This is a genomic window from Arthrobacter sp. Rue61a, assembly GCF_000294695.2.
Taxonomy (GTDB): Bacteria; Actinomycetota; Actinomycetes; order Actinomycetales; family Micrococcaceae; genus Arthrobacter; species Arthrobacter aurescens_A.
Genome location: NC_018531.1, coordinates 33,430 through 53,820 on the forward strand (window position 1 = coordinate 33,430; position 20,391 = coordinate 53,820).

The window sequence follows — 20,391 nt, forward strand, 5'->3', positions numbered from 1 at the left end:
ACTCCCAGCCCGCTCCGGAGCCCTGCCAACCCGTCGATTGGTGTTTTGCTCCGGATGTCCGTTATGCTTGATCTCGCTGCTTTTGAAGGAAACGAAGCTGGGAGACCAGCCGAAGTCCGGAAAAAGAAGTTGCGCGCGAGTGGCGGAACGGCAGACGCGCTGGCTTCAGGTGCCAGTATCCGAAAGGGTGTGGGGGTTCAAATCCCCCCTCGCGCACGCAATTGAAAGAGCCCCGGTCTTAGGACTGGGGCTCTTTTGCGTTTCACGGCTCGGCCTGTCTCGCGGATCCCGCCCCGCGGCTCTCCGAAACCCGCCCTTGTCCGGTCTCCTCGGCGTTGTACGGCGGGGGATTCCTGTAAGCCGGGGAGCTATCGCAAGGTGCCCGGACCCTCCGCTCCGGTCCCCAACCGCGACCGTCAGCTGCGCGCGGTACCCGTGAACCGGCGTCGTGAGTTGCTCAGGTGCAGGCGCATCGCCGCTGCGGCAGCCACAGCATCGCCCTCCGCGATTGCTGCGTATATAGAGGAGTGCTCGTGGACCACTTGCTCGAAGCGTCCGCGGGAATCCTGCTCATCGTCCGATACGAGGCGCGGGCGGGGCATGGTGATCATGGTTTGGCCCAGGGCCGAGATGCAATCCGTATAAAAGGGATTACCGGTGGCAGCCGCAACGGCCCGATGGAACTCGAAGTCGGCCTTCATTGAATGGGCGGGGTGGCCTGAGCTCGCGATGAACTGTTCCAAGGCGCCGTGCGCGGCCTTGAGTTGCCGTTCGCTGTGGTTTCGCGCGGCAAGTGCGGCAGCTTCGGTTTCGACGCCGATCCGGAAGTCGAGCATCTGAAGCCGCTCTTCGATGCTGGCAACCGCCCGCGTTCCGGGGGCGGGCGTGGGGCCGCCCGAGGGTGGGGTCAGCGCAAAGCTGCCCCGTCCTCGTTCGGTTTCCACAAGTCCCTCGGCCTGCAAGCGTGTCAGCGCGGAGCGGACGACGGTCCGGCTCACCCCGAACTCGCTGATGAGGGTGTTTTCGCTGGGGAGCTTCTCACCTGGCTGGATGACGCCGTCGACGATGCGGTTGCGAAGGTCGGCGGCGAGATCCGCGGTCAGGTTTCGGCTCATGGGTTCCAGATTACGCGCCGAACTCCACGGAATCGGTGGTCCACGCACGTGCCTGATCGCTCAGGGTGACGCCCAGTCCGGGGCGGTCCGGAACAATCATGCGGCCGTTCTTGGTTTCCAGGCGTTCCTCGAACAGGGGATCGAGCCAGTCGAAGTGCTCCACCCAAGGCTCCCGCGGGTACGCGGCGGCCAGGTGCAGATGGATTTCCATGGCGAAGTGCGGCGCGAGGCCCAGACCTCTTTCATCCGCCAATGCGGCCAAGCGCAGGAACTGGGTGATGCCGCCGACGCGCGGAGCATCTGGCTGGATGATGTCGCAGCCGTTGGCGTTGATGAGGCCCTTGTGCTCGGAGACAGACGCCAGCATCTCGCCCGTGGCAATGGGTGTGTCCAGGACCTGGGCCAGGTGCGCGTGGCCTTCGAAGTCATAAGCGTCCAGCGGCTCTTCGATCCAGATGAGGTTGAATTCCTCGAGTTGGCGGCCCATGCGGAGCGCGGTGGCCCGGTCCCATTGCTGGTTGGCGTCCACCATGAGCGGGACGTCCCAGCCAATGTGTTCGCGGATGCCAGCTACGCGGCGGAGGTCTTCCTTGGAATCAGGCAGGCCAACTTTGATCTTGATGCCGCCGATGCCTTCCTCGATGGACTGGCTGGCGCGGGCCTTGACCTCGTCCAGGGTGGCGTTGAGGAAGCCGCCGGAGGTGTTGTAGGTCTGCACTGAGTCGCGGTAGGAACCCAGGAGCTTGGCAAGGGGGAGTCCGGCACGCTTGGCTTTGAGATCGTAAAGCGCGATGTCGATGGCGGCCAACGCTTGTGTTGCAACACCTGAGCGTCCAACGGAGGCGCCGGCCCAGAGGAGCTTGGTGTAGATCTTGCCGATGTCGTTGGGGTCTTCGCCGATGATGCCCTCGGCGACTTCCTTGGCGTGGGCGTATTGTGCGGGGCCGCCAGCGCGCTTGGAGTAGCTGAAGCCAATGCCGCTGTGACCTTGTTCCGTGGTGATCTCGGCAAACAGGAACACCACCTCGGTCATGGGCTTTTGGCGGCCTGTAAAGACTTTGGCGTCGCTGATCGGTACGGTGAGGGGCAAACGTGCCGTGGACAGCTTGACGTGGCGAATGAGATCTACGGTGCTCATGGTTCTCCTAGTGGGTACGGCGTCCTTGCCTGTCACTTAGGATACAAGTTATGTACTTGTACTACAAGAGTTCGGGGTTAGTTGTGGCGGCGGCTGAGACTTCGCATAGCCATTTGTTCCCGGGGCTGTTGTTAAGGTTCGCGGCTCGGGGATGGAGCTGGTGGTTACCTTCTCTGACGGCGCTACGGCTGCCGCTGAAATAGTCGACGACGGCGGCAAGCCCGCCTTGGTGGTAGAGGCGTACACCACGGGTGCCGGGAAGGAGATCACGCGGGATGTGGTTTGTGTGTGCTGTTTTTGCTGAGGGGCGGGGCTGAGGGTTGGGTGGTGAGTGGCTTTGGAGTATTGCCCCTGCGGCCGATCCTTGGTGACTCCGCGGCCGAAGAGGCCTCACCGTGATCCTCGATACCGTGAACGGGGCAGATCTGCACTACGCGGCATCTTTGTTGGTATCAGTCGACGTCGCCGTGTATGTCTCGTGCAGAGGTGGAGTGGTCCGCTGGAGCGCGTCTTACTCCGGCACCCCTAACACCACCTGCAACCGAAATATTCACTAGCTAACGAATTCTGCGCTGTCGGGCAGTCCTTTCCTATATCGTCACAGGATGCAAGGCACCCCACGTGTGGGCAGAAAACCTCGGCCGTGTCGTGCGACGTTGCACAGCCCTTGGCGGGAGGCCTTAGGAGGATCAACGAACTATGGCCACCACCCGCCCAATAAGGGGGTGGTGGCCACGGCCTGCAATCAGCGGCCGTAGGTTTGGGTTTGCCACACTGCCCGGGCGCTGCTGCCACTGTTGTGGTACATCACAAAGTTTCCGTCCGACTGCATTCGCAGGGCCCTGGTGCTGCCGCTGCTCAGCCCTGGGGTGCCTGACTGCCATAACACGTTCATCGATTGCCCGTACACGACAATGTTGCCGTCGTGCTGAAGCGCCAGCATCTTCGCGTTCTTCCCGTTGGTTCGGGTGTGCCAGAGAGCCGTCCCATTCTTGTACACGACAAAGTTCGAGTCGCTCTGGAAGACTGCCTTGTATGGGCCGTTAACAAGGCAGAAATTACCAGGCGAGTACATTAGGCTCCAGTCTGGAACTATGCCGATGCTCTGTCCCGTGCGGTAGCACGGGAGGAAACCCCAAGATGACCCCGTTGCGGCGCTGGCGGGTTGGACACCCAACCCGCCGAGGAGGCTCAGCGCCAAGACACCAGACCCTAGGGCTGTGACCATCCTCTTTCTGCGGGTTACTTGCTTTCGCATATTCGCTCCAATCGTTCGCCCCTTCCGGGGCGTTTCTTGATGGGTGATAGCCCGCCCGATAACGGGCCAACAGTCTGGCCAACAGTGGCCATCCATCTGTTAAGTGACCCGGTGGCCAGCTTCATGACGGACTGGCGCCCTCACTCCAAAGATCGATCCGAACGCTACAGACGGGTGCCGCTGCTCACATCAACTCCTATGGCAGATTCCGCCGAGCGGCTCGAGCGTGTCGCGGCGGGCAGCCTCGAGGCCCCCAAAACAGGAGAGGTCCAGGTCATAGTCGAGCGATTCGTCTCAGCCGTCAGAGCAAGCCATTTCTTGCCCGTTGTAGTTCTCCCCGGTCAATGCTCACTGGCTCTTGCAACCGGCGCGGTGGAGCTTGAATCTGGAGTTTGACCCTCCGGGTCGGCCTACGCCGCGACCGCAATCCACAGCGTGCCGTGCGGAGTGTCCCGGTTCTAAGGAAGTGGAACACCCTGTGTCCCCGAGTTCCGGGAATATTTTGAGTGACTGCAACACACTTGGATATGTGGCGGACAGGTATTGGGTATGAGCTACCTATCGAGAGCCCCCGATCGGGAAGAGGCCTTTCGGGCGCTTTACAAGTCCGCCTACGCCGATCTACTGAAGTTTGTTCAGCGTCGAACCGAGGTGGCGAATGCCGAGGACGTAGTAGCTGAGGCATTTCTCATAGTCTGGCGGCGGTTTTCGGAAACGCCGAAGCATGAGGATGAGGCGCGGGCATGGATCTTTGGCATCACACGAAATCTCATGCTCAACGCCCACCGCGGAGAACAGCGAAGACAGGCGCTGGGTGTGCGCCTCGCCGAGACGTCGACTCAAACCCACACCGCTTCCCACGCTGACGCGGTCAGTAGCCGCGTTGATTTAGGCAGAGCCTGGGAGTTGCTCTCCGAAGTCCACCAAGAGGCCCTCGGGCTTGCGATCTTCGAGAACATGACCGCACCCCAGGCGGCGCATGTACTGGGTATTTCTCCTGTCGCGTTTCGGCTCCGCCTAACCCGTGCAAGGCGAGCCCTGCGACTACTCCTTGACCACGTTCCCCGCCATGAGTCGCCGGCGCCAGCGACCTTTCCCGAAAGGGCCTCGACACCATGAAAGACACCCAGAATATCGACACACTGCTGCGGTCCATGGACGCCGCTGAGCAGAACAAACCCACTGACCGGCGACGTTCGCAGAAGGACCTGGAATTGATTCTCCGGTCCCACCCAGCTCCGGCAGCCAAGGGCATCAGACCTGCGGAACACCAAACGTCGACGTCGTTCCCAAGCCGCCGTCGTCGTCGAACACTCGCATTGGGTGCCTTTGCTTTTGCCACAACAGTTGGGTTCCTGATCGGGCCCACCCTCTCAGGAGGCGACCCGGCCTTTGCAACGTGGACCGCCGTGCCGGGTGCGCTGGTAGGTGCCGAGCGCAACAGCGCGGTCTCGGACTGTGCCAAGTCCAGCAAAGGTGTTGGTGACGGCATGTTCGCCAGTGATGTGGCGGCAGCGGAAGTAGCCATCGCTGAGAAGCGTGGTGCGTGGACCACCGTGGTTCTCAGCGGAGCTGACGGCTTCGAAGCAACCTGCACCACGGATTCCACAGCCCCTTGGTTCAAAAGAGGGTCCTTCGGCTCGGTTGGCAAGCCGGGCAATGGGCACGAACTCGCAGCCCGGGAAATCAGAACCACCCAGCTTGGTACCGGCGTCATCGCAGACAACCCGCTGTCAATCGCAGCGGGTCAAGTTGGTCCGGAAGTCATTGCGATGACTTACACCAGCATTGCCGGTGAACGGATTACGGCTACCGTATCGAAAGGCCAATTCGCCTTCTGGCTGCCGGGTGGGGAACTGGAAAACTCGTCGGAACAAGACGTGCCTGTTGAGGTGACGTACACCGACAACACTAGAGAAATCCGATATCTCAGTCTCTGATGGGCACCCTTGGAATCAAGGCCACTTACTCCCGCAACGCCCCAAACCCAGTAATCAGCGCCTCAAGCCCCAAGCTAAACGCAACATCCGTTGGCCGCGTGTGCTTCTCCGCAGCCAAGCGATCCACGGCAGCGGTGAAGTTGGGGACCTGCTCGGCGAGGCTGCCGGCGTCGAAGATGTCCTCCGGAGCGGTGACGTCGTACGCGGCGCCAAACACAAAGGCTTCCAAAGCGACGATCGCCGAGATGATTTTCTCCTCCGGGAACCCGGCGTCGCGGAAACCAGCGGTTACGGCCTCGTACATCGCCAAAGTCTTGGGCGCATTTGCCACGGGAAGCACTGCAATCACGGGGATCAGTGGCGTATGTTCCGAGAACACATCCCGGTAGGACCACGCCCAGCGACGCACGGCAACATCCCATGCCTCCACGCCGAACGCGGAGACATCCACCATCGCCGCCAAGTGGTCTTCCACCAGCAACAACACGTCATCCTTGGAGGCCACGTGGTTGTACAGGGCAGATGGCGCTACGCCGAGGGAGCGGGCAAGGGCGGCCATGGTGAGTCCGTCGTAACCCTTGCTGCTGATCAACTCGAGGGCCGCCGTCGTGATGCCGTCCTGGCCCAAAATTGCCGCGGTTGGTCGGCCGGCGCGGCGGCGTACAGAACCGGCCGGGAGGGCGGAAGGAGCGGGCGTTGGTGCGGGCATCGGAGGCCTTTCTGCTGCCTGTGTCCCCAGCATTATTCCATCGGGCCTTCACAGTAGGCGCCTCCAACGCTACTATGGAGATAAATGAATGGCATTCATTTATTGGTCAGCCACCACGGACGGCCACGGAGAGGACATCATGCAGAATCTTGATCGCGACGTTGTGATCGTCGGCGCCGGACCGTCAGGGCTGACGGCGGCACGGGAATTGAAGAAGGCCGGACTCAGCGTCGCAGTGCTCGAAGCACGCGACCGCGTGGGCGGCCGCACATGGACGGACACCATCGACGGTGCCATGCTGGAGATCGGCGGCCAGTGGGTTTCCCCGGACCAGACGGTCCTCATGGAGCTGCTGGACGAGCTCGGCCTGAAAATGTACTCGCGCTACCGTGACGGTGAATCCGTCTACATCGGCGCAGACGGCAAGCGCACCCAGTACACCGGTGACACCTTCCCGGTGAACGAGACCACCAAGGCCGAGATGGACAAGCTCGTGGCCATCCTGGATGAGCTTGCGGCAGAGATCGGCCCCACCGAGCCTTGGGCACACCCCAAGGCACGCGAGCTGGACACCATCTCCTTCCACCACTGGCTCCGCCAGAACTCCAACGACGAGGAAGCCTGCAACAACATCGGCCTCTTCATCGCCGGTGGCATGCTGACCAAGCCTGCACACGCCTTCTCCGCACTTCAGGCCGTCCTCATGGCCGCCTCCGCCGGCTCCTTCAGTCACCTGACGGACGAAGACTTCATCCTGGACAAGCGCGTCATCGGCGGCATGCAGCAGGTTTCGCTGCTGCAGGCAGCAGAGCTGGGCGACGACGTGGTCCTCAACAGCCCGGTTCGCACCATCAAGTGGGATGAGAACGGCGTGAGCGTCGTCTCTGAGCGGGCCACCGTCAATGCGCGGTTCGTGATCATGGCCGTTCCGCCGAACCTGTACTCCCGCGTCTCCTTCGACCCGCCGCTGCCGCGCCGCCAGCACCAGATGCACCAGCACCAGTCGCTGGGCCTGGTCATCAAGGTTCATGCTGTTTATGACACGCCGTTCTGGCGTGAAGAAGGACTGTCCGGCACCGGCTTCAGCGCCGGCGCACTGGTCCAGGAGGTCTACGACAACACCAACCACGGAGATTCCCGCGGCACTCTGGTTGGCTTCGTGTCCGACGAAAAGGCCGATGCCGTGTTCGAGCTCAGCGCCGAAGACCGCAAGAAGGCCATCCTGGAGTCGATCGCCGGCTTCCTGGGTGACAAGGCCCTCACCCCCGAGGTCTACTACGAGTCCGACTGGGGCTCCGAGGAATGGACCCGCGGCGCTTACGCTTCCAGCTACGACCTCGGTGGCCTGCACCGCTACGGCAAGGACCAGCACGCGAACGTCGGACCCATCTATTGGTCCTCGTCCGACCTCGCAGCCGAGGGCTACCAGCACGTGGATGGCGCGGTCCGCATGGGCCAGGCAACTGCCGCCCGAATCGTTGAGGCCAACAAGTTGGCTTCTGTACCTGTCGCCTGACGCGATCAGCACCACACCGGCAGGCTGGGGGAGCACCATTCCCCGGCCTGCCGGCTCCACTGTTTAAACAGCACCACAGGAAGGACCACCATGCGCTACGTAGTGGGGTACACCGCCAACGCGAGGGGGCACGACGCCGTTCACCTTGCCGTCGCGCTGGCCCGGAACCACGATGTCAGCCTGGACCTGGTCCTGGTGATCCCGGAAGATTCCCCGTTTAACGCGGTCTACCCGCCTGAGGCCGGCTACAACGACATCCTCAACGAACAGGCACAGCGCTGGCTGGACGAAGGCCTTGCGCTGGTTCCGGCCGACGTCACCGCCCGCGCCCACATACGCCGCGGTGACTCCGAAGCCCGGACGCTTATTGACGCTGCCGTGGAGATGGACGCGGCGGCCCTGGTTATCGGCGCAACCAACGATGGCCTGTTCAGGCGGTTCACCATTGGCTCCGTGGCGAGTTCGCTGCTCCACTCGTCTCCCGTTCCGGTCGCTTTGGCGCCCCACGGTTACCGGCGCACCGAGCCGATCACGCGCTTGAGCTGCGGTTTCGGGACGCGTCCGGGCGCTGATGAACTGCTCGACGTCGCTGTCGAGTCCGCGCGGGACCGTGGCCTTCCGTTGCGGCTCGTCTCCTTGTTGGCGCTCGACGGCGGTAACTCGCCTGGGTTGGCCGACGCCGCCTGGATGCATGCCGCCGACCGTCTTGCCGCCGTCGGAAGTTCTGTGGACGCGGACGGTTCTGCGGACGCGACCGCCGCCGGTTCCCTTCAAGGTGAGCCGGAGATCGTCGTGGCGCAAGGCCGGACGATCGAAGAGGCCGTTGACCGACTCGACTGGGAAGACGGCGAAATCCTGCTGATCGGTTCCAGCCGCCTGGCACAGCAGCGGGCCACTTTCCTTGGCACCACCGCAAACCGGATCCTGCGTGCCCTCCCCGTTCCCATGATCGTGGTCCCCCGCGACTACACGCGACAAAGCTCCTAGCAATCGCCTGAGAGGCAAAACCCATGTCAACTGCACCAAAGACGGTCCAGTCGAAAGAGACGTCCCTGAGTGAAAAGGGACTGAAAGCCGGATCGGTGGGCCTGATCGGCGCCGTCGTGATCGGTGTTTCCTGCATCGCGCCCGCCTATACGCTCACCGCGGCCCTGGGCCCCACCGTGTCCGAGGTTGGTGTGCATCTGCCCGCCATCTTCCTGGTGGGATTCATCCCCATGCTGCTGGTGGCGCTCGGTTACCGCGAACTCAACAACGCAATGCCCGACGCCGGTACCTCCTTCACGTGGGCGACGCGCGCCTTTGGTCCGTGGATCGGTTGGATGGGTGGCTGGGGGCTGATCGCGGCCACGATCATCGTGTTGTCCAACCTTGCCGCCGTCGCCGTGGACTTTTTCTACCTGATGCTCGCGCAAATTTTCAGTAACCCGGAACTGGGCGAGCTCAGCAAGATCCTGCCGCTGAACATTGCAACGACCCTGGTGTTCATCGCCCTGGCCTGTTGGATTTCCTACCGGGGCATGGAGACCACCAAGGGCGTTCAGTATGTACTTGTGGCCTTCCAGTTGCTGGTCCTGGGCTGGTTCGCGGTTTCCGCGTTCGCGCACGTGGCAAACGGAACGGCCTTCGATGCCACCGCCATTTCGCCCGACTGGTTCAACCCCTTCGCCGTGGACTCGTTCTCACAATTCGCCGCGGGCGTGTCGCTCTCGATCTTCATTTATTGGGGCTGGGACGTCACGCTAACCATGAACGAAGAGACCAAGAACCCGGAGAAGACCCCAGGCCGTGCCGCGACCATCACCGTGCTGGTCATCGTGATCATCTACATGACGGTTGCCTTGGCGACGCTGTCCTTCGCGGGCGTTGGCGAGACCGGTCTGGGTGCCGGCAACCCCGAGAACCAGTCCAGTATCTTCGCCGTGCTTGCAGGTCCTGTGATGGGCCCGTTCGCGATCCTGATGTCGCTGGCCATCCTGAGCAGCTCGGCCGCATCCCTGCAGTCGACGTTCGTTTCACCCGCCCGCACCATGCTGGCCATGGGCCATTACCGCGCTATCTCTCCTCGCTTTGGCCGCATTAGTCCTACTTTCAAATCGCCAAGCTTCGCCACCATTGCGGCTGCGATCGCTGCCGCCGGCTTCTACGTGATCACCCGGACGGTGTCCGAGAACGCGCTGTGGGACACCATCACGGCCTTGGGCATGATGATCTGCTTCTATTACGGCATCACCGCGCTGGCCTGCGTCTGGTTCTTCCGGGCCGAGGCTTTCCGAGGTGGCCGGGCGTTCTTCTTCAAGTTCCTCGCCCCGCTGGTGGGTGGCGTGATCCTGCTGGTCATGTTCGTGAAGACGGCCATGGACTCGATGGATCCTGAGTACGGCTCGGGTTCGTCCGTGGGAGGCGTGGGCCTGGTGTTCGTGCTGGGCATGGGCGTGATCCTGCTGGGCGTGGTGGTCATGCTGGTGATGTACCGGCTGCGGCCCGAGTTCTTCAAGGGCAAGGTTTTGTAGCTCTTCTACCTCGGCGCGGGTAGGGCGGGGACTCCTGCTGCCCGCTCCGCTGCGGCGAGGGCTTCAGCAAGGCGCTCGACGGCGGCACGGTAGTCGGTGCCGGCTGTCATCTTGCAGTATTCGGCCTCGCGCATGGCCCGCGTGAGCGCCGCCGTTTCCGCAGACCTCACATCCGTCATGGCTGGGAAATCGATGGTCTTCGCCGGATCGAGTTCGTAGCGACGCCACCGCTCCAGGATGCTCTCGTGGCGGGCAGCATCGTCCGGGAAGCCAGCACGACGCCGGGGCTCGGCTGCGTGGATCCGCTCCACTTTGCGGATGCTTACCACGGTTCCTGCCGCGGTGGCGATTCCGACGAAAACCATGATGAGTCCGGCCGGAGACCACTGCACGGTGGGGACGAGGATGGCGGGTGCTATGACTACGAGCCCCCCGAAAACGTCCCAGAAGACGCCGTCCGGCTCAGGGCCGCGGCCATGGGTCAGTTTCCTGTGCAGGACATATGTGGTTGCTGCGGTTGCGAGAACCAGAGCTACACCCCACAGGAGCATCATGGCGGGCATCGAACCACCTCCAGGCGACATCACGCTGCTTTGAATTCAGTATGCGCTAGTGCCTGCGCGGGCGACACCTTCCACCGGACAATTCACCACCGCGCGCGCAGGTGAATTGTCCGAATGAGGGTGATTGCTGCCCGGGCCCTGTCAGACCCGGGGCGTAGCCTAGGCACCATGAGACTGAAAATGTGCAGTATCCACGTCAAGGACCCCGCGGCCGCCCATGTCTTCTACACGGAGACCCTGGGTTTTGAGACCTTGATGGCTATGCCGGAGTACAACCTGTTCATCATCAAGGATCCCGGGGCTGACAACAGCAGTTCTCCCGGGCTGTTGCTGGAGCCCAGTGACAACCCCATCGCCTCGAACTACATGAACGCTTTGCATGAGTCCGGATTGGCCGCCATTACCTTCGGCGTGCCCGATGTCCAGGCTGAGTATGGGCGTTTGCTTGCCGCCGGCGTGAAGTTTCAAGGTGAACCGTCAGAGGATCCCTCCGGAGTCAGCGCAGTCTTCGACGACGGTTGCGGCAACTTCATTCAGCTCCATCAAGACTAGCTCGGCCTAAACAACTGTGGCCGGGACATCAAGTCCCGGCCACAGCTAGTGAAAGCTACGCGTGATCGCGCTTGGAAGTCTTCGGGGCGTCGCGCTTTGCGGCTGCGTTGTCCCTGGCTTCCTTGGTGGCCGCCTTCTTGGCAGCTTCATCCTTGACGCGCTGCGCCTCGGAGCGGACAGCAGCGTGCGTGGCGCGCTCGGTGACCAGCCACTGCGGCGGAGCCTGCAGCAGCTCGGTGATTTCCGCGGTCGTGAGTGCCTCCTCAACGCCGCCGCGGGCGAGGCCGCTGATGGAGATGTTGAGCTTGTGCGCGACTACCGGGCGCGGGTGCGGGCCGTTGCGGCGCAGTTCGGCGAGCCACTCCGGCGGGTTGGCCTGGAGTTCGGCGAATTCCTCGCGGGAGATGGACGAATCCTGGAACTCCTGGGGTGTTGCGGGCAGGTAGATGCCGAGTTTCTTGGCAACTGTTGCCGGCTTCATGGACTGGGAGTTCGAGGACGTCATGCTTCAAGGGTATCTGGCCGGTACTGTGAGTGTGTGCCAGACGCTGAAGATTCCGCCGAAACAACCGAACCCCTAGCCGGCCTCCGCTTCGCCTATGTTGCGGGTGTGACTCCTGGGAAATGGATCCGGCGGTGGGAAGAGCGGATGCCCAACTTCCCGTTGCACTCCTTCATGTCCGACGACGCCGCTCAGGTTTCGGTGTTGCGTGACGGTTCCGCGGACCTCAGTTTCGTCCGGTTGCCCGTAGACCGTGAAGGCCTCAACGTCATCCCCCTGTACGAAGAGCAGCCCGTGGTGGTCGCTCCGAAGGGGCACGAGATCTCGGTGTTTGAGGAAGTCGCGCTGGAAGACCTCGCCGAGGAGAACTTCCTGGATGTTGACGAGATGGGCGGGCCGGACATGGCCCTCCAGGTGGTCGCATCCGGTGCCGGTCTGGTGATCATGCCGATGTCCGTGGCACGTCACCTGAACGCCAAGGACACTGTAATGCGTCGCCTTACCGGTGCTCCCGGGACGCAGATCGGCCTGGCTTGGCTGCTTGGAACGGACAGTCCCGTGATCGAGGAGTTCATAGGGATCGTGCGGGGCCGGACAGCGCAGAGCTCGCGCCAGCCTTCAGCCCAGCAGGAGAAGCCCAAGAAGGCGCCTAAGCCTGATCGTCGTGGTGGCGGCCCCAAGAAACCGGCAGTGGCGCAGCGATACGCCCCGAATCCGGACAAAGGCCGTGGCAAGGGTTCACGCAAGAAGGGCAAACGGTGACGCTCCTGCCCACTTAGCGGGTGGACGTGCCGGATTTTGCGGCCAGATCGCTGGCTTTTTGCTCTTTCGCGTGAGGCAACCGGGGAGGAACGCGGCCTATTCCGGGCTTACTCGCCGTGGATGGCGGTTTGCTGCTGTTCAGAGCGGTTGAGGTAGGCCAGGAGCAGGTCCCCGGCGCGTTCCCGCTCGCCGGCTTCCAACGCTGAGCAGATCTGCTCATTTTCCTTCAGCCAATCGCTGTAGAAGTGGGCGTTCATGGTGGCCTTATGAAAGTAGAGCCGCATCTCGGCCAGGATCTGGGCCATGATCGTGTTCAGCCGGTTGCTCTCGGCCAAGGCAACTATTGCTCCATGAAAATGTTGGTTGGCGCTGCCCAATCCCTCATTATCGTTGGCGGCAGCGGCGCGCTTGCCCTCGTCGACGGCGGCCCTGACGGCGGCAATGCGTTCCGGCGAACCACCCGCTCGGATAGAGCTGACCTCGATTGCGCGACGAACTGTGTAGACGTCGTGGATGTCGCCTGCTTCTAGGGTGGCCACAAATACACCCTTATTTGGCTGACGCAGCAGTAGCCGCTCCCCGGCCAGCTCGGCGAAGGCTTCGCGGACCGTGTTCCTGGAGACGCCCAAATCCTCAGCGATGGTGGCTTCGGTGAGCTTGGCGCCTGGGACCAGGAAGCCCTCAGCAAGTTGGTAGCGCAGTTCTTCGGCGACCCTCTCCGCAACGGACGGGACCTTCATGCGTACCCGTGCCCGCGCGCTATCAAAGCCGGCGTGTTCGCTGGAATCCTGATCTGCACCGGCCATAACTCCAAAATTACACGATTACCCACAATTCGGATCGCTGGATTGTTGAACAATCCGGCGATTTGATGCATGCTGGATGTAACGCACATCACGAGGCAGGGATCACATCATGGCAATCATCGATTTGAACAGCGACGTCGGAGAGTCTTTCGGACGCTGGACACTCGGCGATGACGCAGCCATGTTCGAGTCCGTCTCCAGTGCCAACGTTGCGTGCGGATTCCATGCTGGCGACCCCAGCGTCATCCGCAGCACGTGCGAAAAGGCGGCCAAGGCCGGCGTCGTGATTGGCGCCCATGTTGGCTACCGCGACCTCGCTGGGTTCGGCCGCCGCTTCATGGACATCGATCCCATGGAACTGGCTGATGACGTGGTTTACCAGATCGGTGCGCTGCAAGCGTTGGCGGCCACCACGGGAGCCAGCGTCCAGTACGTGAAGCCGCATGGCGGACTCTACAACGCAATCGTGAAGCACACCGCCCAGGCGCGTGCCGTCGTCGACGCCGTGAAATCGGTTGACCCCAACCTCCCGATCCTCGGCCTTCCCGGTTCCGAAGTCCTGCGTCTTGCAGAGGAAGCCGGCCTCCGGGCTGTTTCCGAAGCGTTCGCAGACCGCGCATATAACCCTGACGGCACGCTTGTCTCGCGCTCCCAGCCGGGCGCGGTTCTGCATGATCCCGCCGAAGTGGCCGAACACGTTCTTCGGATGGCTACCGAACAATCCGTCAAGACCGTTGACGGTTCCATCCTGAAAATCCGCGCAGAAAGCATCTGCGTGCATGGTGACTCACCGGGAGCCGTGGCAATGGCTACCGCTGTGAAGTCCGCTCTGGCCGACGCCGACGTCAGCATCGGCTCGTTCCTCTAGCCCGCCCCGGGCTCCCCGCACCATCCCTCATCCCCCCGGAGGACATCATGACCAGCACCAACAACGCAGCCAAGGCAGCGACAAGGAAGCCACCGCCCGGCGCCATCAAGGCGTACGTCGCCAGCCTCACCGGCACGTCGCTTGAGTACTACGACTTCGCCATCTACTCGGTGGCCTCGGCACTCGTTTTCCCCAAGATCTTTTTCCCGGGCAACGACGAATTCGTTGCACTGCTGCTCTCTTTCTCAGCCTTCGCGGTTGGGTACCTGGCTCGACCCATCGGTGGCGTGATCTTCGGGCGCCTCGGTGACAAGATCGGCCGCAAGTACGTCCTGGTCTTCACGCTGGTCCTGATCGGTGTGGCCACGGTGCTCATCGGGGCGCTGCCCGACTACTCTGTGATCGGCGTAGCGGCACCCACTATTCTTGTGCTGCTGCGTCTGGCGCAGGGTATTGGTGTTGGTGGCGAATGGGGTGGCGCAGTGCTGCTGTCCAGCGAATTCGGTGACCCCAACAAGCGCGGCTTCTGGTCCTCCGCGGCCCAGATCGGCCCGCCCGCCGGCAACCTCATGGCCAACGGTGTCCTGGCAATCCTTGCCGCTTCCCTCAGCGAAGAAGCATTCCTCTCCTGGGGCTGGCGCGTAGCCTTCCTTGCTTCCGCACTGCTGGTGGTCTTCGGCCTGATCATCCGACTCAAGCTCGAAGAAACCCCGGTCTTCAAGGCCATCCAGGCCCACGGCGACCGTCCCAAGGCTCCCATCAAGGAAGTCTTCACCACCCAGCCCAAGGCCTTGGTCGCCGCAGCACTTTCCCGCGTTTGCCCTGACATTCTCTACGCGCTGTTCACGGTGTTCGTAGCCGTCTACGCCACCAAGGAACTGGGCATGACCACAGGCAACGTCCTCTCCGCCATCTTGATTGGCTCTGCGTTCCAGCTCTTCCTGATCCCGCTGGCCGGCGCCCTGACGGACCGCTTCAACCGCCGGTGGGTCTACGGAATCGCAGCAGCGGCCACGGCAGCCTACATCCCGCTGTTCTTCCTCATGATCCAGGGCAAGTCCGTGGCCATGCTCACCATTGGCACCGTGATCGGCTTGGCCCTCCACGCCTTCATGTACGGTCCTCAGGCGGCCTTCATCACCGAACAGTTCCCCGCCCGGCTCCGGTACGCCGGCAGCTCGCTGGCCTACACCCTGGCCGGTGTGATCGGTGGAGCAGTTGCACCCATCATCTTCACCGCTCTTTACGGTGCAGCTGGCGGTGGCTGGTACCTGATCGCCGGATACATCCTTCTGGCGGCCATCATCACAATCGTGGGCATGCTCCTCGGCCGTGACCCCAAGCCGGAAGAAGACGTCCGTTTGATGCAGGGGACGCACGCTCAGCCGGCGGCGTAACTAAAGATGGAAACCGTGATGCAAACCACCACCGCTAAAAGGGTCCGCTCTGTCAGACCCGTCGGCACCCGTGCGGTGCTGGCCGAGCTGGACGGACTGCAGGACGTCCTCGCCCTGCAGGACATGCTCTATAAGTCACCGCTTCCGGGTCAGGTGGACGTACTTGCCGCCGCAGAAACGGTCATGGTGGTGGGCGAGTCCGCAGCGGCAACCCGCACCATCGGCGCGCGGCTCATGGAGTTGGAACTGACGGCGCCGGAGGTCACTGACTCCGGACTGGTGGTTATAGATACCGTGTACGACGGCGACGACCTCGCCGATGTCGCGGAGCTCACCGGGCTCAGCACGGAGGGCGTCGTTGCCGCGCACACCGGTCAGATCTGGACCGTAGCCTTCGCTGGCTTCGCGCCCGGCTTCGGCTACATGGTGGGCGAAAACGAGGCCCTCACGGTTCCACGGCGCTCTTCCCCAAGGACTGCCGTTCCCGCTGGATCGGTGGCCCTCGGTGGTCAGTATTCTGCCGTCTACCCGCGCCGTTCCCCGGGTGGATGGCAGCTGATCGGCCGGACCGGCGCACGGATGTGGGACCTGAACCGATCGCAGCCAGCCCTCGTAAGGCCGGGCGATCGTGTGCAGTATCGGGCAGTCCGGGAAGTCGTGACCACCAGTGACACTCCGGCGCGCGAACCCGAAAAGGAGCGCCACACTGAGTCTGGACTGAGGATTCTCAATCCGGGCGCGCAGAGCCTGATTCAGGATCTCGGCCGGCGAGGTTTTGGTCCGTTGGGCGTGTCTGCTGCGGGGGCCCTGGACAGGGCCTCGTTGCGGCGGGCCAACCGGCTGGTCGGGAACGCTTCCTCAGCCGCGGCCATCGAATCCGTCAATGGCGGGCTCACGGTGGAAGCTGTGGGTGATCAGGTGATTGCCGTGACCGGTGCGCCGACGACGCTGACCATCGAGTCGCCGTCGTGGGTTGGGTCTGACGACGACGACGGCGGCGCCCGGCCGGGTGCGAGGCGGACCGTCCCCATGGCCGCACCTTTCGCATTGCTCGACGGCGAAGTCCTCACCCTGGGCGCTCCGGAATCGGGGTTCCGAAACTACGTGGCGATCCGGGGCGGAGTGGACGCCCCGGAGGTCTTGGGCAGCAGATCCGCGGACACGATGTCAGGGATCGGGCCCGCACCGCTGGCCATCAGGCAGGTCCTCGCCACCGGCGAGCAAACTGCATCCACGGCTGTTGGCGCCCCCGAATTGCAGCCGGACTTCCCTGGCGCGGGTGTCACAGTGCTGGACGTTGTCCCCGGGCCGCGCGCCGACTGGTTCGACCAAGAAGCCCTCGATTCCCTCTGCAACCAGGAATGGCTTGTCACGCCCCAGTCCAACCGCGTGGGCATGCGCCTGGACGGCAAGCCGCTGGAGAGAACACGGGAAGGTGAGCTTCCCAGTGAAGGCACCATGGCTGGCGCCCTCCAGATCCCGCCCGCGGGACTGCCCGTCCTCTTCCTGGCGGACCACCCCATCACCGGCGGATATCCCGTGATCGGCGTGGTGCGGGACGAACACTTGGATAGAGCTGCACAGGTTCCCATTGGCGGAAGAATCCGCTTCCGGCTGGTTCCGGATTCCGCAGACTTCACCACGACTACTACCAAGACCCCAGAGAAGTGAGTATTTGATGCGCAAGGTCCTGATCGCGAACCGTGGCGAAATCGCTGTCCGTGTCGCCCGAGCCTGTGACGACGCCGGCATCCAGTCAGTCGCCGTCTACGCAGACATCGATGCCGATGCCATGCACGTTGGCGCTGCTGACGAAGCCTTCAGCCTGGGCGGCAATTCGCCGGCTGACACCTACTTGAACATTGAAAAGCTGCTGGCCGTTGCGGAGCAGTCCGGCGCGGATTCCGTTCATCCCGGATACGGGTTCTTGTCCGAGAACGCGGACTTTGCACAAGCAGTCCTCGACGCCGGACTCGAGTGGATCGGTCCCTCACCGGAGTCGATTCGCCAGTTGGGCAACAAGATCACGGCCCGCGAGATCGCTGTCAGGGCCGGTGCCCCGTTGGTTGCAGGTAGTGACGGACCGGTGTCCTCTGCTGCGGAAGCCCGGGCCTTCGCGGAGGAACACGGTCTTCCGCTGGCTATTAAGGCTGCATTTGGGGGCGGTGGCCGTGGGCTGAAGGTGGTTCGCGAGCTCGCTGAAGTGGAAGAAGCGTTCGACTCTGCAGTCCGTGAGGCCGTGGCTGCCTTCGGCCGTGGCGAGTGCTTCGTGGAGCAGTACTTGGACCGGCCGCGGCACGTCGAGGCACAGGTCATCGCGGACAAGCTGGGCAACGTCATTGTGGTGGGCACCCGCGACTGCTCACTCCAACGTCGCCACCAAAAGCTCGTGGAAGAAGCCCCCACCCCCTTCCTGAGCGATACGCAGCGGCAAAAGATCTACGAGGGCTCCAAAGCAATCATCCGTGAAGCCGGCTATTACGGCGCCGGGACCGTGGAGTTCCTGGTTTCGGCGGACGGAGCCGTGGCGTTCCTTGAAGTCAACACACGACTTCAGGTGGAGCACCCCATCACGGAGGAAACTGCCGGGATTGACCTGGTGCAGGAGCAGTTCCGGATCGCTGCAGGTTTGCCGCTGAGCATTTCCGAAGACCCGACTCCTCGAGGGCACTCGTTCGAGTTCCGCATCAACGCCGAAGACGTAGGCCGCGGCTTCCTGCCGTCCCCGGGAACAGTGGCTTCTTTTGAGGCGCCCACTGGTCCCGGCATCCGCATCGACACAGGCGTACGGTCCGGCTCATTCGTGGCACCGCAGTTCGACTCCTTGCTTGCCAAGCTGATAGTCACTGGAGCCGACCGACAGCAAGCCCTTCGCCGTGCGCGCCGTGCCCTCGCAGAAATCAAGATCACCGGCCTGGCTACAGTTCTGCCGTTCCACCGCGCGGTTCTGGAGTCCGACGACTTCACGTCAGTGGCTGGCCTGCGCGTACACACGCGCTGGATAGAGACCGACTTCGCGGACCAGATCCCCGTGGATCCTGACTACAACGTCATTGCCCCGAGCGGAGAACGCAGGACCATCACGGTGGATGTCGACGGCAAACGGCTCGCAGTGGGGCTTCCCGCAGACCTGCTGGACGGCTGGGCACGCTCCGGCCAAGGGCTCCCGGCCACGGCGGACGTTACGGGACTGCCCGGATCCTCGGACAGCACTGACTCGCCCACCGAATCCGCCTTGGTCTCCAGCATGGCCGGCACGGTGGTGAAGTGGCTCGTGGAGCCCGGTACTGCGGTAGCTGCCGGGGACCCTTTGGTGGTTCTTGAAGCCATGAAAATGGAAACCCAGGTCCCGGCACACCGTACGGGCACACTCTCCGAGGTGTTGTCGGCTCCCGGTGGAGTGGTGACTGCGGGTGCAGTGCTGGCCCACATCGAGTAGTTACGAGGTAACGGCCACACCCAGCACGCTGTCCAGGAGGCTGTTGGAGAACTTCCCCGTGGGGTCGTTGGCCTGGACTAGAGCACGGAAGTCCTCGAAGCGCGGGTAGAGCGCCGCGAAGTCGTACTCGCCGGGTGTGAAGAGCTTGCCCCAATGCGGGCGGGCGCCAAAAGGCCTTAGTGCTGTTTCAAGCTCGGGGAGTATTGCTTCTACCTCGGCCTGCAGCGGCTTCCACGTGAAGTGGAGTGCCACGCTTTGCTGCTGGTAGAACGGGCTAAGCCAGAACTCGTCGGCGGCCACGGTGCGAATCTCGGAGACGAACAGCAGCGGCGCGAACTTATGGGCGAGTTCCCGTACAGCCCGCAGCGCGGCGGGTGCCTGTTCCAAGGGGAGGAGGAACTCGCTTTGCAGTTCCTCGCCGTTGCTTGGGGTGAATTCGTGGCGGAAGTGCGGCAACCGGTCCAGCCACTTGCCAGCGACGTCCAGCTGCTCGGTGCAGTTCTCTGCAGACATGTCCGGCAAGGGATGCAGGGCCGCCGTCGCAGCCGTTGCCCCAAAGAGGTCGGTCAGCGGAGCCTCGGAGTCCAGGGCTTTGAACCACACCTGCGGGATGGTGTCGCCGGTGTAGTCGGTGAAGAAGCTAACGCTGTAAGCGCTGGAAGCGATGGCCTCAAAGTTTGCCAGCGCTCCTTCCCAGGAAAGTCCGGTGAGCACACGCTGCCGGACGTCATAGCTCGGCCGGACCGCGAGTTCCAGCCCTGTGACGATGCCTAGAGCGCCCATTCCCACCACGCTGGCGAGGAATTCGTCGTCGTCCGCCGTGAGGGTCACCAGCTCGCCTGAGGCGCGCACCAGGTCAACACTGACGACGGCGGCAGCCAAGGAGGGGTTGTTGACGCCACTGCCGTGCGTCCCGGTTTGGATGGCGCCGGCCACTGAGATGTGCGGAAGGGACGCGAGGTTGTGAATGGCGTAGCCCTGCTCTTCGAGCGCGCGGCCCAGGGCTCCGTAACTGATGCCACCACTGACTTTGACGGTATTCTTCGCGGTGTCCAGCACGACTTCCTGGGGCAGGGCGTCCAGCAGGATGTGTGTGCCGTCGGTGTCGGCGACCGTGTTGAAGGAGTGCCGGGAACCGAGTGCTTTAATCCGCGACGCGTTGGCTACGAGTTCCTGCAGCTCCTCCACCGACGTGGGACTGTGGACGTCCGCAGACGAGTACTCAAGGTTTCCTGCCCAGTTCTTCATCGAATCATCTTCCCGCTCTGATACTTATTGGCTCCCGCAATTGTTAACGTTCACAACTAATTGCG

19 protein-coding genes and 1 tRNA gene are annotated in these 20,391 nt (G+C 62.9%); 13 read left to right on the forward strand and 7 right to left on the reverse strand.

The window, feature by feature from the left end; translation table 11 throughout:
* Positions 1-133 precede the first annotated feature (133 nt).
* A tRNA-Leu gene (locus ARUE_RS00170) sits at positions 134-216 on the forward strand.
* A gap of 200 nt (positions 217-416) precedes the next feature.
* Here the strand turns inward: ARUE_RS00170 and ARUE_RS00175 are convergent.
* Positions 417-1,115 (reverse strand): FadR/GntR family transcriptional regulator, encoded by a 699-nt coding sequence (locus tag ARUE_RS00175; protein WP_014920294.1) that lies wholly within the window; start codon positions 1,113-1,115, stop codon positions 417-419.
* A gap of 10 nt (positions 1,116-1,125) precedes the next feature.
* Positions 1,126-2,253: an L-talarate/galactarate dehydratase gene (locus ARUE_RS00180; protein ID WP_014920295.1), complete on the reverse strand. Its 1,128-nt coding sequence runs from the start codon at positions 2,251-2,253 to the stop codon at positions 1,126-1,128.
* A 151-nt stretch (positions 2,254-2,404) separates the two neighbouring features.
* Here ARUE_RS00180 and ARUE_RS24005 point away from each other — a divergent pair, with 151 nt between their 5' ends.
* From ARUE_RS24005 to ARUE_RS00195, 3 genes are all read left to right on the forward strand, one after another.
* Positions 2,405-2,557 carry a hypothetical protein gene (locus ARUE_RS24005; protein ID WP_014920296.1) on the forward strand — a complete coding sequence of 51 codons (153 nt, stop codon included), beginning with the start codon at positions 2,405-2,407 and terminating at the stop codon, positions 2,555-2,557.
* Between the two features lie 1,503 nt (positions 2,558-4,060).
* The gene (locus ARUE_RS00190; RefSeq protein ID WP_043469557.1) at positions 4,061-4,630 is read left to right on the forward strand and encodes an RNA polymerase sigma factor; all 570 of its coding nucleotides are present in this window, start codon (positions 4,061-4,063) and stop codon (positions 4,628-4,630) included.
* Complete coding sequence (locus ARUE_RS00195) at positions 4,627-5,451, forward strand: hypothetical protein (protein WP_014920298.1); 825 nt, start codon at positions 4,627-4,629, stop codon at positions 5,449-5,451. The genes ARUE_RS00190 and ARUE_RS00195 overlap by 4 nt, the downstream gene beginning before the upstream one ends.
* Before the next feature lie 25 nt (positions 5,452-5,476).
* Here ARUE_RS00195 and ARUE_RS00200 read toward each other — a convergent pair whose 3' ends face one another.
* On the reverse strand, positions 5,477-6,193 hold the full coding sequence (locus tag ARUE_RS00200) for a TetR/AcrR family transcriptional regulator (protein ID WP_014920299.1): 717 nt from the start codon (positions 6,191-6,193) through the stop codon (positions 5,477-5,479).
* Positions 6,194-6,248: 55 nt separating this feature from the next.
* On the opposite strand from ARUE_RS00200, the gene ARUE_RS00205 reads away from it, so the two are divergent.
* The 3 genes from ARUE_RS00205 (at position 6,249) to ARUE_RS00215 (ending at position 10,189) form a co-directional block, all read left to right on the forward strand.
* Positions 6,249-7,676 (forward strand): flavin monoamine oxidase family protein, encoded by a 1,428-nt coding sequence (locus tag ARUE_RS00205; protein WP_081589106.1) that lies wholly within the window; start codon positions 6,249-6,251, stop codon positions 7,674-7,676.
* Between the two features lie 90 nt (positions 7,677-7,766).
* The gene (locus ARUE_RS00210; protein ID WP_014920300.1) at positions 7,767-8,663 is read left to right on the forward strand and encodes a universal stress protein; all 897 of its coding nucleotides are present in this window, start codon (positions 7,767-7,769) and stop codon (positions 8,661-8,663) included.
* 23 nt (positions 8,664-8,686) lie between these two features.
* A complete protein-coding gene (locus tag ARUE_RS00215; RefSeq protein WP_014920301.1) occupies positions 8,687-10,189 on the forward strand; it encodes an APC family permease in 1,503 nt (500 codons plus the stop codon).
* Positions 10,190-10,194: 5 nt separating this feature from the next.
* Here ARUE_RS00215 and ARUE_RS00220 read toward each other — a convergent pair whose 3' ends face one another.
* On the reverse strand, positions 10,195-10,752 hold the full coding sequence (locus ARUE_RS00220) for a hypothetical protein (RefSeq protein WP_014920302.1): 558 nt from the start codon (positions 10,750-10,752) through the stop codon (positions 10,195-10,197).
* A 168-nt stretch (positions 10,753-10,920) separates the two neighbouring features.
* Here ARUE_RS00220 and ARUE_RS00225 point away from each other — a divergent pair, with 168 nt between their 5' ends.
* Positions 10,921-11,304 (forward strand): VOC family protein, encoded by a 384-nt coding sequence (locus tag ARUE_RS00225; RefSeq protein WP_043470916.1) that lies wholly within the window; start codon positions 10,921-10,923, stop codon positions 11,302-11,304.
* A gap of 55 nt (positions 11,305-11,359) precedes the next feature.
* On the opposite strand, the gene ARUE_RS00230 is transcribed toward ARUE_RS00225, so the two are convergent.
* Positions 11,360-11,809 (reverse strand): DUF5997 family protein, encoded by a 450-nt coding sequence (locus ARUE_RS00230; protein ID WP_014920304.1) that lies wholly within the window; start codon positions 11,807-11,809, stop codon positions 11,360-11,362.
* A gap of 33 nt (positions 11,810-11,842) precedes the next feature.
* Between ARUE_RS00230 and ARUE_RS00235 the strand changes: the two genes are divergently transcribed.
* Positions 11,843-12,568 carry a LysR family transcriptional regulator substrate-binding protein gene (locus tag ARUE_RS00235; RefSeq protein WP_043469560.1) on the forward strand — a complete coding sequence of 242 codons (726 nt, stop codon included), beginning with the start codon at positions 11,843-11,845 and terminating at the stop codon, positions 12,566-12,568.
* A gap of 107 nt (positions 12,569-12,675) precedes the next feature.
* On the opposite strand, the gene ARUE_RS00240 is transcribed toward ARUE_RS00235, so the two are convergent.
* A complete protein-coding gene (locus ARUE_RS00240; protein ID WP_014920306.1) occupies positions 12,676-13,374 on the reverse strand; it encodes a GntR family transcriptional regulator in 699 nt (232 codons plus the stop codon).
* A gap of 109 nt (positions 13,375-13,483) precedes the next feature.
* Here ARUE_RS00240 and ARUE_RS00245 point away from each other — a divergent pair, with 109 nt between their 5' ends.
* From ARUE_RS00245 to ARUE_RS00260, 4 genes are read left to right on the forward strand one after another with little or no spacing between them, the layout of a single operon-like run.
* Complete coding sequence (locus ARUE_RS00245; protein ID WP_081589107.1) at positions 13,484-14,242, forward strand: LamB/YcsF family protein; 759 nt, start codon at positions 13,484-13,486, stop codon at positions 14,240-14,242.
* Between the two features lie 47 nt (positions 14,243-14,289).
* A complete protein-coding gene (locus tag ARUE_RS00250; RefSeq protein ID WP_014920307.1) occupies positions 14,290-15,639 on the forward strand; it encodes an MFS transporter in 1,350 nt (449 codons plus the stop codon).
* A 6-nt stretch (positions 15,640-15,645) separates the two neighbouring features.
* The gene (locus ARUE_RS00255) at positions 15,646-17,310 is read left to right on the forward strand and encodes a 5-oxoprolinase subunit B/C family protein (RefSeq protein ID WP_014920308.1); all 1,665 of its coding nucleotides are present in this window, start codon (positions 15,646-15,648) and stop codon (positions 17,308-17,310) included.
* 7 nt (positions 17,311-17,317) lie between these two features.
* Complete coding sequence (locus ARUE_RS00260; protein WP_014920309.1) at positions 17,318-19,078, forward strand: acetyl/propionyl/methylcrotonyl-CoA carboxylase subunit alpha; 1,761 nt, start codon at positions 17,318-17,320, stop codon at positions 19,076-19,078.
* Here ARUE_RS00260 and ARUE_RS00265 read toward each other — a convergent pair whose 3' ends face one another.
* Complete coding sequence (locus ARUE_RS00265; protein WP_014920310.1) at positions 19,079-20,326, reverse strand: D-arabinono-1,4-lactone oxidase; 1,248 nt, start codon at positions 20,324-20,326, stop codon at positions 19,079-19,081.
* Positions 20,327-20,391: the final 65 nt, after the last annotated feature.

Excerpts from the sequence above, each read along its gene's own strand:
- ARUE_RS00175 (WP_014920294.1), bottom strand. The coding sequence starts at position 1,115 with ATGAGCCGAAACCTGACCGCGGATCTCGCCGCCGACCTTCGCAACCGC.
- ARUE_RS00180 (WP_014920295.1), bottom strand. The coding sequence starts at position 2,253 with ATGAGCACCGTAGATCTCATTCGCCACGTCAAGCTGTCCACGGCACGT.
- ARUE_RS24005 (WP_014920296.1), top strand. The coding sequence starts at position 2,405 with ATGGAGCTGGTGGTTACCTTCTCTGACGGCGCTACGGCTGCCGCTGAA.
- ARUE_RS00190 (WP_043469557.1), top strand. The coding sequence starts at position 4,061 with ATGAGCTACCTATCGAGAGCCCCCGATCGGGAAGAGGCCTTTCGGGCG.
- ARUE_RS00195 (WP_014920298.1), top strand. The coding sequence starts at position 4,627 with ATGAAAGACACCCAGAATATCGACACACTGCTGCGGTCCATGGACGCC.
- ARUE_RS00200 (WP_014920299.1), bottom strand. The coding sequence starts at position 6,193 with ATGCTGGGGACACAGGCAGCAGAAAGGCCTCCGATGCCCGCACCAACG.
- ARUE_RS00205 (WP_081589106.1), top strand. The coding sequence starts at position 6,249 with ATGGCATTCATTTATTGGTCAGCCACCACGGACGGCCACGGAGAGGAC.
- ARUE_RS00210 (WP_014920300.1), top strand. The coding sequence starts at position 7,767 with ATGCGCTACGTAGTGGGGTACACCGCCAACGCGAGGGGGCACGACGCC.
- ARUE_RS00215 (WP_014920301.1), top strand. The coding sequence starts at position 8,687 with ATGTCAACTGCACCAAAGACGGTCCAGTCGAAAGAGACGTCCCTGAGT.
- ARUE_RS00220 (WP_014920302.1), bottom strand. The coding sequence starts at position 10,752 with ATGCCCGCCATGATGCTCCTGTGGGGTGTAGCTCTGGTTCTCGCAACC.
- ARUE_RS00225 (WP_043470916.1), top strand. The coding sequence starts at position 10,921 with ATGAGACTGAAAATGTGCAGTATCCACGTCAAGGACCCCGCGGCCGCC.
- ARUE_RS00230 (WP_014920304.1), bottom strand. The coding sequence starts at position 11,809 with ATGACGTCCTCGAACTCCCAGTCCATGAAGCCGGCAACAGTTGCCAAG.
- ARUE_RS00240 (WP_014920306.1), bottom strand. The coding sequence starts at position 13,374 with ATGGCCGGTGCAGATCAGGATTCCAGCGAACACGCCGGCTTTGATAGC.
- ARUE_RS00245 (WP_081589107.1), top strand. The coding sequence starts at position 13,484 with ATGGCAATCATCGATTTGAACAGCGACGTCGGAGAGTCTTTCGGACGC.
- ARUE_RS00250 (WP_014920307.1), top strand. The coding sequence starts at position 14,290 with ATGACCAGCACCAACAACGCAGCCAAGGCAGCGACAAGGAAGCCACCG.
- ARUE_RS00255 (WP_014920308.1), top strand. The coding sequence starts at position 15,646 with ATGGAAACCGTGATGCAAACCACCACCGCTAAAAGGGTCCGCTCTGTC.
- ARUE_RS00260 (WP_014920309.1), top strand. The coding sequence starts at position 17,318 with ATGCGCAAGGTCCTGATCGCGAACCGTGGCGAAATCGCTGTCCGTGTC.
- ARUE_RS00265 (WP_014920310.1), bottom strand. The coding sequence starts at position 20,326 with ATGAAGAACTGGGCAGGAAACCTTGAGTACTCGTCTGCGGACGTCCAC.